General features: G+C 53.6%; 7 protein-coding genes. 3 read left to right on the top strand and 4 right to left on the bottom strand.

Annotated features, from left to right (window positions below):
* Positions 1-231: 231 nt before the first annotated feature.
* Together G5287_RS18685 and G5287_RS18680 are read right to left on the bottom strand one after the other, a co-directional pair.
* The gene (locus G5287_RS18685; protein ID WP_005361134.1) at positions 232-666 is read right to left on the bottom strand and encodes a YcgN family cysteine cluster protein; all 435 of its coding nucleotides are present in this window, start codon (positions 664-666) and stop codon (positions 232-234) included.
* Between the two features lie 412 nt (positions 667-1,078).
* Positions 1,079-1,564: a cell division inhibitor gene (locus G5287_RS18680; RefSeq protein WP_227342688.1), complete on the bottom strand. Its 486-nt coding sequence runs from the start codon at positions 1,562-1,564 to the stop codon at positions 1,079-1,081.
* Between the two features lie 230 nt (positions 1,565-1,794).
* Between G5287_RS18680 and G5287_RS18675 the strand changes: the two genes are divergently transcribed.
* Together G5287_RS18675 and G5287_RS18670 are read left to right on the top strand one after the other, a co-directional pair.
* Positions 1,795-1,992 carry a DUF4250 domain-containing protein gene (locus G5287_RS18675; protein WP_005333612.1) on the top strand — a complete coding sequence of 66 codons (198 nt, stop codon included), beginning with the start codon at positions 1,795-1,797 and terminating at the stop codon, positions 1,990-1,992.
* Positions 1,993-2,367: 375 nt separating this feature from the next.
* Positions 2,368-4,842, top strand: a complete 2,475-nt coding sequence (locus G5287_RS18670) for a glycogen/starch/alpha-glucan phosphorylase (protein ID WP_227342690.1) — start codon at positions 2,368-2,370, stop codon at positions 4,840-4,842.
* A gap of 366 nt (positions 4,843-5,208) precedes the next feature.
* Here the strand turns inward: G5287_RS18670 and G5287_RS18665 are convergent, their stop codons facing one another.
* Entirely contained in the window at positions 5,209-6,594 is a 1,386-nt protein-coding gene (locus G5287_RS18665; protein ID WP_216978914.1) for an SLC13 family permease, read from the bottom strand.
* Between the two features lie 161 nt (positions 6,595-6,755).
* A complete protein-coding gene (trxC, locus tag G5287_RS18660; RefSeq protein ID WP_216978913.1) occupies positions 6,756-7,190 on the bottom strand; it encodes a thioredoxin TrxC in 435 nt (144 codons plus the stop codon).
* Between the two features lie 167 nt (positions 7,191-7,357).
* Between trxC and G5287_RS18655 the strand changes: the two genes are divergently transcribed.
* Positions 7,358-10,162: a response regulator gene (locus G5287_RS18655; protein ID WP_421173131.1), complete on the top strand. Its 2,805-nt coding sequence runs from the start codon at positions 7,358-7,360 to the stop codon at positions 10,160-10,162.
* Positions 10,163-10,251: the final 89 nt, after the last annotated feature.

Here is a 10,251-nt window from a genome sequence, read left to right as displayed (position 1 = left end):
TCTGCCTCTGCCTCTGCCTCTGCCTCTGCCTCTGCCTCTGCCTCTGCCTCTGCCTCTGCCTCTGCCTCTGCCTCTGCCTCTGCTTCTGCCTCTATCTCTCTCAATGCGCAGCTTGGAGGTGGTCTGGTTTAGCCAGCCAGATATGTGTGAAGCTACAAACCCTGCTTGCAGAAACAACAAGGGCTGCACATTGTGCAGCCCTTGTCTCTGGAGAATAGCGGGTTGAGCGTGTCAGCTGGCCCAAGTGATGATGTGATCGATCCATTCACCCGCCTGATCCTCGTGAATGACTTTGCCACGGACGGATTGACCAGCCTGATGCATCGCGGAACGACTGCCGGTCAGCAGAGGATGCCACTCTGGAAGAGCGTCACCTTCAGACAGCAGGCGATATGCGCAGGTTGAGGGGAGCCAGTCATATTCGGTGATCTTGTCATGGGTGATCTGCAGACAGTCAGGCTCTTTTTTGAAACGATTGGCGTAATCAGAGCACTGACAGGTCTTGGTGTTAAGCAAATTGCAGGCGACATTGGTGAAAACCAGTTCGTCTGTATCTTCATCTATCAGCTTGTTGAGGCAGCATTTTCCGCAACCATCGCAGAGGGATTCCCATTCGGATTCAGTCATCTGCTGCAGACTCTTGGTCTGCCAAAAGGGGGCTTGCATCATACCGCTCACTTATTACACCTGATAAAACGCGTGGTTATACCCCTTGTTACCCGGTATTTCAAGGAGAGGGTCACTCCGGGGGGAAATTTGTCGTGATCAGCTCAAATGAATGCAATGACTTTCAGCCTCATCATATTGCTCAAACGGGTTCGCTGGTGGGCAGGAAGTCCCACAGGTTTGAATACTTGGGCTGCATGATTGTCCAGTTCAGGTTTTATTTTCTGCTTCTTGATCCGTTACATCTTTTGATGTTTGTCTGCTTGCAGCAAGCAGGGTCAAATGATCTCCGATGCCTACCGTCAGGCTGTTGCACGCTTGTCTTTCAAATAAAGCCGCTGGTCACATATTGTTTGCGCCCTTCTGTCGCTGCGACCCGCGGGAGAGCCTGCGTAGGCGTTCGTTTTTTGTCTTAATGATTGAGATAGATATCTTGCTCTGAATAGGCCAGCAGAGGTGTGTCGAGGTTAGTGCGTTTCGCGCCAAAGAAGCGGGTGAGTACGCCAGATTGCTGTCCCAGTCGCTGCAGCTTGACGTGATCCAGCTCGATCTGCTCGGGTAGCCAGGTAAATACGGCGGCGCAGTGACCATTGCCCAGACTGCGCTCCAGGGTTTGCTGCCAGTTCTTGATTTTGGGGCTATGTACCACCAGCACTCTCTTGGGATCGATACCTCGCTCTTCCAGACGGCTGACTGTGGGGCGTCCCGGCGGGGCGATCAACAAGATCCAGCCGGTATGAGCCTCCCCAAGCTTTGTCAGCTCGCTCAGAAACTGATCATCAGACTGGATAGTTACACCATAATGAGCCAACTCCGCTTTGCAGGCGGTTCTGGTTGGCCAGGGCTTGCTCATGACACGATTCATCGCAAAGGGCAGTGAGTGCAGGGGCTGGTTCATATATGGGATTCCTGTATGAATATCCAAGCTGTATGTGTGTACAGTAGTTCTATCCTGTGGCAGTGACAAGGTGTTTTTGCTGAAAAATGTGATGGTGTTGGCATGTGACGTTAGTAAGACTATGTTTTTAAAAGTTATTTAATATAAAACTGGCTGGGTGTTTTTCGTACTATGGACAAACCTTGCGTAACCGCCCATGGTTATACAGGTCATTTACAGGAGGTGCCGCCATGGATATCAGTACCTTGCAACGTCTTGATGCCAACATCTTGCTGGGCATCATCAATGAGAAGCTAAGGCTTGAGTGTGACGGGTTGGAGGAGTTGCTGGCCTATTACGATATGAGTGAAGAGCAGTTGGCAGGGCGTCTGGATCAGATTGGGTACCATTACGATCCATTGAGCAATCAGTTCAAAGCACATCTTTAAGGATGCAATGATTGCTTCATATTTATACGGTAATTTTTCAGGCACATTGAAACCGGTTTCAATGTGCCGTCTTGCTGCCTATTTTCAGGGATTTTCAAGGCTTGGCAATCTTTGAAAACCTATTCATGCCAGAATATTTTTATTTTTTCATTAAGCTTTTGATAATAAAGGGAATGTTTGTTTTTGTGCGATCAATTTAAGGAAAGGGTTTTCAAGCTTTTCAGGCTGTTTTTATCGGTTAAAGTGTGACTTGCGTTAACTTTTAATTCTGCCGCTTTAGTTAGTATTCTCACGCCGGTACATATTTTGAGATAACAACAGCGCCGGTCCCGCAAGCGGGATAACAATTTTATTTGTAACGAAGGAATATGGTTTATGGCTACCAAGAAGAAGACAGACCAGGATCTCCAACTGGATAAAGATCAGCTCAAGGCGAGTATCGTGCGTCACCTGCGTTCTACCTTGGGAACAAGCGAACAGAAAGCCTCTCCCGAAGCGTGGTGGAAAGCCACTGCTGCGGCTGTCAATGAACAGGTGTACGAGCGCCTGACCCGCACTCAGCAGACTCATTTCAAGAAAGATACTCGTGCGATTCACTATCTCTCTGCTGAATTCCTGATGGGACGATTGACTTCCAACAACCTGCACAACCTCTCCCTCTACAAGACTTGCGAAGAGGCGCTGGGCGAACTCGGTCTGGAACTGACCGACCTGTGCGAACAAGAGCCGGACATGGCACTTGGCAACGGCGGCCTGGGTCGTCTGGCTGCCTGCTTTATCGACTCGCTGGCCACTCTGAACTATCCGGCGGTTGGTTACGGTATCCACTACGAACACGGTCTGTTCCGTCAGGAAATCCAGGATGGCCGCCAGATCGAGCGTCCGGACTCTTGGCGTGAATATGGCAACCCCTGGGAGATCTGCCGCCCCGAGTCGGTGCAAGAAGTGCCGCTCTATGGCTACGTCGAGACCGTGTTTGGTGACAATGGCGGCCTGAAGAAGGTATGGCACGCCGGTCGCAAGATTAAAGGGGTGCCTTGGGATATTCCTGTGGTCGGTTTTGGCGGTCACACCGTCAACATCCTGCGTTTGTGGGAATCCCGCGCCTCCGAGTTTTTCGACTGGGACGTGTTCAACGCCGGGGGGTACATCGACTCCCAGGCTGAGAAAGCCCAGGCCGAGACCATCTCCAAGGTGCTGTATCCGAACGATGAGACCGATGCCGGTAAAGAGCTGCGTCTGATCCAGCAGTACTTCTTCTGTGCTTGCTCCATCAAGGACATCATGCGCCGCTACAAGCGGGTCCATGGCAGTGACTTCAGCAACTTTGCCGCGCAAATTGCTATTCAGCTCAACGATACTCACCCGACTGTCGCCATCCCGGAACTGATGCGGGTGCTGGTTGACGAGGAAGATCTGAACTGGGATGCCGCTTGGACTATCTGCTATCAGGTCTTCTCTTATACCAACCACACTCTGCTGCCGGAAGCGCTGGAGAAGTGGTCGGTCAGCCTGTTCGAGAAAGTACTGCCTCGCCATCTGGAGGTGATTTACGAGATCAACGCCCGCTTCCTGAACGAGTTGGTGGAGCCCAAGTGGCCGGGCAACGACGCCATCAAGGCCAAGCTCTCCATCATCGAAGAGGGGGCCGTGCGCAAGGTTCGCATGGGCAACCTGTGCGTGATCGGTTCGTCCAAGGTGAACGGTGTGGCCGAGATCCACTCCAAGCTGGTGAAGGAAGATCTCTTCCCCGAGTATGCCGAGCTGTGGCCGGAAAAAATGTGCAACGTGACCAACGGGGTAACCCCGCGTCGCTGGCTGCTGGCCTGCAACCCGGAGCTGGCGGGTCTCTACAACGAAGTGGTGGGCAAGGAGTGGCCGCTGCAACTGGACAAACTGCGTGGCGTGGTGAAATTTGCCGACGACAAGGCGTTCCAGCAGCAGTTCATGACCATCAAACGTCATAACAAAGAGAAGCTGGTCAAGGTCATCAAAGACGAAACCGGTATCGATGTCAGTGCCGAGGCGATCTTTGACGTTCAGATCAAGCGTCTGCACGAGTACAAGCGACAGCAACTGAACCTTATTCACATCATGGCACTCTATCGTCGTCTGCTGGCCAACCCGGACTATGACATGCATCCGCGTGTGTTTATCTTCGGCTCCAAAGCGGCGCCCGGTTACAAGCTGGCCAAAGACATCATCTATGCCATCAACAAGCTGGCGGATCGGGTCAACAACGATGCTCGTATCCAGGGCAAGCTGAAAGTGGTGTTCATGCCGAACTACCGCGTGAGTCTGGCCGAGAAGTTGATCCCGGCGGCAGATGTCTCCGAGCAGATCTCTACTGCTGGTTACGAAGCATCCGGTACCGGCAACATGAAGATGGCACTCAACGGAGCAATCACCATCGGGACGCTGGATGGAGCCAACATCGAGATCGCCGAAGAGGCGGGGGCCGAAAACTGTGCCATCTTCGGTCTGAACGTGGACGAAGTGAAGTCGCTGAAGGCGCGCGGTTATAATCCGTACGACTTCTACTATGCCAACTCCGAGCTCAAGGCCGTGCTGGACTGGTTTGATACCGACTACTTCACGCCGGGTCGTCCGGGTGAGCTGGCCTCCATCAAGCGCTCTTTGCTGGAAGGGGGAGACCCTTACCTGACCTTGGCGGACTTCCAGTCCTACTCGGATGCACACAAGCTGATCGATACCTGGTATCGGGATCCGGCACTGTGGGCGAAGAAGGCTATCATCAACTCGGCCACCATGGGTAAGTTCAACTCAGACCGTTCCATCCAGGACTATGTGGATCGTATCTGGAAGCTGAAACCCTGCAACATCGGTTGATCACCTCTTAATATGAGAACCCCGCTATGCGGGGTTTTTTTATAGCTGCTTGGATTCGTAAATATTTGTACACCATTTGCAAAAAGCTTGATCATCTGTGATAGATGTACAGGGCATCACATATTATTTTAATGTCGTTATTACCAGCCTTTCCCGGGAACACCTCATCTCATGGCACCCGTATCGCTCATAAGTCTGAAGTCATCATCATGTGTACTCTCGCTGCTGTCGCATGGCACAAGCTGACGATGGTCAGGGATGTGACAGATGGCCGTTGGGGTGCAGGAAAAGAGAAAGCCCCGATGATACGGGGCTTTGTTGGAACCTGGTGTTGATTGAGGAGCCCGGCGAGCGAGCCACCAGCCATCAATGCAGTATGTCGCCCATAAAATAGGCAAGCAGGGTCAAAATGACGGTGAAGACCAGGTTCAGCACCAGGCCGGCCCGCATCATTTCACGCTGCTGGATATGGCCGCTGGCGAAGACAATGGCGTTGGGCGGGGTAGCCACTGGCAGCATGAAAGCGCATGAGGCACCGACAGCGATCAGCACGGATACGACAATGGGAGAGACTCCCAGTGCCTCTGCGACTCCGGCAAACAGTGGAACCAGCAGAGCGGCGGTAGCGGTGTTGGATACCAGCTCGGTCAGGAACACCACGAAGGTGGCAAGACAGAGCAGGATGACGAAGATCGGCATGGTGGCCAGACCGTTGGATAGGTGCTCCGCCAGGAAGGCGTTGGCCCCGGTCTGCTTAAGGATGGCGCTCAGGGTCAAGCCGCCACCAAACAGCATCAGTACTCCCCAGTCGGTGTTCTGGTTGATGTCATCCCAGCTAGCTACCCGGCTGACGGCGATGGCGATGATGGCTCCCATGGCGATCAGTGTATCAAATTGAGGTATTCCTCCCAGCGCCTGGGCAATAGGCTGGGAGCCAATCCACAACAGCACTGTGGTCAGAAATATCAGCATGGTCACCTTGCGTTGGCCGGTCCACTCTATGGTCACTCGCTCTGTGCTGACCTGATGTGAGAGGTTGGGGCGGGTTACCAGATAGAGCAGCCCGATGCCTACTGGCATGAAGATGAGGACAACAGGAATGCCAAATTTCAGCCAGTCAGTGAAGCCCAGCCCCATCTGGGCGGCCGCAATGGCATTGGGCGGGCTGCCTACCAGGGTGCCGATGCCGCCAATACTGGCGCTGTAGGCAACACCAAGCAATACGAAGACCAGTGTGCGGCGCTCCTTGTGAATGTCGAGACCTTTGAGCATGCCAAGGGCCAGCGGCATCATCATGGCGGCGGTAGCGGTATTGCTGATCCACATGGAGAGTGCCGCAGTAATACTGAAGAGTACGATGGCAGCCCAGCCGAGGTGTCCCTTGGCGAGCTGCATCACCTTACCGGCAATCTGGGTGTCTAGCCCCTGTTTGGATAGCGCTGCCGCCAGGGCAAAACCGCCAAAGAAGAGGAACAACACCGGGTTTGCGAAGTCGGTCAACGACTTGCTCATATCAAACACCCCGAGCAGGGTGGCAAGTACCGGGATGGAGATCGCGGTGATAGTGATGTTGACCGCTTCGGTCAGCCAGAGAATAGCTATAAAGACCAGAATGCCCAGCCCCTTGTTGACCATAGGATCAAAAGGGAGCCAAGCGAGCATGATGCATAGCAGGAGCAGATCCAGGATCACGATCCCGGTCTTGATATCCAGCCAACGAGATGGAGTAGCGGGTACAGCCGATGTGTGCATATCGTTCTCTCGGTTAATTTATGGTTGTTTTTGTGTTGCCGAGATTACATCCATTCACTTGTTTGAAACAGGCTCACATATTGAAAATCAGTCTCTACTCACACACTCATTGATAAAAATGAGGAAATAAATACATAAATCAAACATTGCTGAAACATAAGTTAAACATCCATGAACTGTTCCAGCCACTGCTTGAACATGTTCTTGGGCAGGGATCCATTTATCTGGTTCACCACTTTACCCTGTTTGAAGACCATCAGGGTGGGGATGCTGCGAATGGCGTAACGGGCGGCAATGGTGCTCTGCTGCTCGGTATCGACTTTGACAAAGCGCATCCGTGGTTCGAGTTCATGGGCAACATCATGAAATACTGGAGCAAACTGCTGGCAAGGGCCGCACCAGCTGGCCCAAAAATCGACAACGACCGGAATATCGGAGTTGATCAGGGTATCGAAGTTATCCGCCTTCCCGAGGCAAGGGGTTTGGCTGAACAGGGACGCCTTGCAGTGCCCACATTTGGCGGAGTGGGTTACATGGGTGGAGGGCAGGCGGTTTCTTGTAAAGCAGTGGCTACAATAAGTAGTGATAAATGACATAATAGTCTCCTTGAAGATCGGTTCTGGTGGCTGTGATGAAAATAGTGCCAGAGTTAAAATAGTGAAATAACGTTAACACAGCGCTCGGCTGGGGTGGACACTTCCACTCCGAGCTCTGCTCAAGCCGGACAATTCAGCGGCCATTATAAGTAGAGAGTCAAAACGGGATGAATAAAGGATCACGGAAGAGCCCTGTGGTACAGCTGCTTGTTGCTGCCTTGTTGCTCGGCTTCTCGGTTCTTTGCTGGCAACTGCTTAGTCAACAGCAGCGTGCATACAGCCTGAATCAGGCAGCGGAGGCAGTGCTGAACCGGATCAACACCGACAGTGTTTACCTGCTTGGTCGTGAGAGTGCCAATGATAGCAATGTTCAGCAACGGCTCGTCCAGTTATCCGGTATCCTCGATAGCTTTGTTCACAGGGTTCGTAGTGATGCTGAGGTTGAGCAAACGCCTCTTTCACAGAGGTTGCTGCAGGATTTGGATCTCTACCAGATGGAGCTGGCCAGACTGTACAGCATGGAAAAGGCGGTGGAATATATCGTGCAACCCTTTCAGCATCAGCTTGAGAAGGTACGCGCTATCACGCCGGCAGAGAGCCTCTTGCATCGTGATCTCAATGAGTTGGCCCAACTCAGCCATTTTTTGCAACACAGCGCCGATAACCAGTATCAGCAACAGCTGAGCTTGTTGCAGCGTGCTCTTGCTTCCCATTACGGCTCGCAACCCGAGGTGATCACCTTGGTTAACCTGAGCAAGGATTTGAGTCGTCAGGTGATGGCTTATCATACCCTGCGCCATCGTCTCATCGATATGCAGGTGAGCGATAACCTGGTGCGCTGGAAGATGGATAAGCTGGAGCGGGCTTCATCATTGCTGAACCGCTTCTATTTAATGGTGCTTGGCGGTGCCTTGATCAGTTTTGTGCTGGTGGCCTATACCCTATGGCGTCGTAATCAGAAGTTGAGCGAGTTGTCCCGTCAGACGGCCTTGCTGGCACAGGCCAAAAGCGATTTTCTGGCCAATATGAGCCACGAGATCCGCACCCCCATGAATGCCATCATCGGTTTCAGCTCACTGGCACTGCAGACCGAGCTGGATCAGCAACAACGGGACTATCTGGGCAAGATAAAGTCTTCATCAGATACCTTGCTGCTGCTTATCAACGACATTCTCGATCTGACCAAGGTGGAGTCCGGCAAGCTGACGTTGGAGGAGATCGACTTCGATCTCAGCGAGCAGCTCGACTCGCTGGCGGGCATGTTTGCCGATCTGGCGGAGCGCAAACATGTGGAGGTGATCATTCGCAAATCGCCGGAGGTGCCTGTCTTCTTGCGTGGGGATCCTCTGCGGCTGGGGCAGGTTCTGGTCAATCTGGTGAACAATGCCATCAAATTCACCGAACGTGGTGAGGTCGAAGTCTCCATCGATCTGGCCAACTCCCATCCAATGCGGATCCGCTTCAGTGTGCGCGATACCGGCATCGGCATTGCCGAAGAGAAGCAGACCCAACTGTTTCAGGCGTTTACCCAGCTGGAGGCGGGCAATACCCGCAAATATGGCGGCTCGGGTCTTGGGCTCAATATTTCCCAGCGGCTGGTGGAGCTGATGGGGGGGCGGATCACCGTAGAGAGCAAGCCTGGCGTCGGCTCTCTGTTCAAGTTCGATATCCCGATGGCGCAGGCGGTCTACGGTGTGGCTGGACGGAAAGTTTTCTTCGAAAACCAGCCGCTGGTGATGGTGATGGATGACAACGAACTGGTGCTGGATCTGGCTCGGGACATCCTGACTCGGGCGGGTGTGCGAGTGCTGCCGGTCAACTCCCTTTCCCGTGCCCGTCAATTATTGCGTGAAGAGGGGCCCAATCTGCGGTTGGCAATCCTCGACTGGCGCATGGGGCAGGAGGATGGACTCGATCTGGCGCTGGAGATGTATCAGCACAGCCAGTGGCGGCGGATCCCCATCCTGATGATCAGCGCCTGGGCCAGAGAGGGGCTGCACGCCCGGATGGACAGCATGGGGCTGACCCATTTTCTGCCCAAGCCGATGACCGAGAATGCCCTGCTGGCCAAGGTGGACGAGTTGCTCAATGGCAGCTCTTATGAACTCAATCTGCGCAAGGCAGAGGCTCAGGGGGATCAGCAGCACTTCAAATCCCTGTTGCAGGGTACCCGAGTGCTGTTGGCCGAAGACAACCGGGTCAATCAGCAGCTCATCATCGAATATCTACGTCGGGTCGATGCGGTAGTGTGCGTGGTTAACAATGGTCGCGAGGCGGTGGAGCGGGTTGCCGAGCAGCCTTTTGACGTGATCCTGATGGACCTGCAGATGCCGGTGCTGGACGGACTCGATGCCACCCGCCAGATCCGCAAAATGGTCGACAAGCACGATGTGCCCATCATAGCCCTCACTGCCAGCGCCATGCATGGAGACAAGGAGCGCTGCCTGGGGGTGGGGATGAATGGTTACGTCACCAAGCCGGTGAGCAAGCTGGATCTTTACAACAACCTGCTGCAGTGGGTGAAGCCGCAAGGGGTGGAGCAGGCGGGGATCATGGAGGTGAAACCGCCGGATATGATGGGGATCCTCGATCTGCAGGATGCCCTCAAGCGGCTGGAGCAGGACAAGGAGGCATTGCAGATCCTGTTCAAGCTGTTTATGTCGGAGCACAAGGACGATCTGTGGGAGATCCGTTCCGCCTTGCGCCGTCAGCAGCCCGAGGTGGCCAGCAAGCTACTGCACACCCTCAAGGGGGTGTCTGCCAATATCTCGGCGGCCCGTCTGCAATTGGTGGCTGGCGAGCTGGAGTGGCGCCTGCGGCAAAACGAGGTGCTGAGCGAGGCGGATCTGGAGCAGTTGCAACAGGTCTTCAGCCAGACCCGGGAAGAGGTGTCACACTTCCTGTTGACCGGTGAGCAGCATGAAAATTCGTATAATCCCTATTCATCAGGGGATGATCGCATGTCACAGTGAATTAAATAGTAATTATTCTCAACCATCCCGGTTCGGGATATGATGAGCTTTCGTTCAAATCGCCTCCAGCCGGAGGCGATTGTTTTCAT

The sequence above is a fragment of the Aeromonas sp. 603079 genome (assembly GCF_049172135.1).
Taxonomy (GTDB): domain Bacteria; phylum Pseudomonadota; class Gammaproteobacteria; order Enterobacterales; family Aeromonadaceae; genus Aeromonas; species Aeromonas veronii.
The sequence above is the reverse complement of the archived record's forward strand: the minus strand, read 5'-3'. Positions and strand labels throughout refer to the sequence as shown.

Excerpts from the sequence above, each read along its gene's own strand:
- G5287_RS18655 (WP_421173131.1), top strand. The coding sequence starts at position 7,358 with ATGAATAAAGGATCACGGAAGAGCCCTGTGGTACAGCTGCTTGTTGCT.
- G5287_RS18675 (WP_005333612.1), top strand. The coding sequence starts at position 1,795 with ATGGATATCAGTACCTTGCAACGTCTTGATGCCAACATCTTGCTGGGC.
- G5287_RS18670 (WP_227342690.1), top strand. The coding sequence starts at position 2,368 with ATGGCTACCAAGAAGAAGACAGACCAGGATCTCCAACTGGATAAAGAT.
- G5287_RS18685 (WP_005361134.1), bottom strand. The coding sequence starts at position 666 with ATGCAAGCCCCCTTTTGGCAGACCAAGAGTCTGCAGCAGATGACTGAA.
- trxC (WP_216978913.1), bottom strand. The coding sequence starts at position 7,190 with ATGTCATTTATCACTACTTATTGTAGCCACTGCTTTACAAGAAACCGC.
- G5287_RS18665 (WP_216978914.1), bottom strand. The coding sequence starts at position 6,594 with ATGCACACATCGGCTGTACCCGCTACTCCATCTCGTTGGCTGGATATC.
- G5287_RS18680 (WP_227342688.1), bottom strand. The coding sequence starts at position 1,564 with ATGAACCAGCCCCTGCACTCACTGCCCTTTGCGATGAATCGTGTCATG.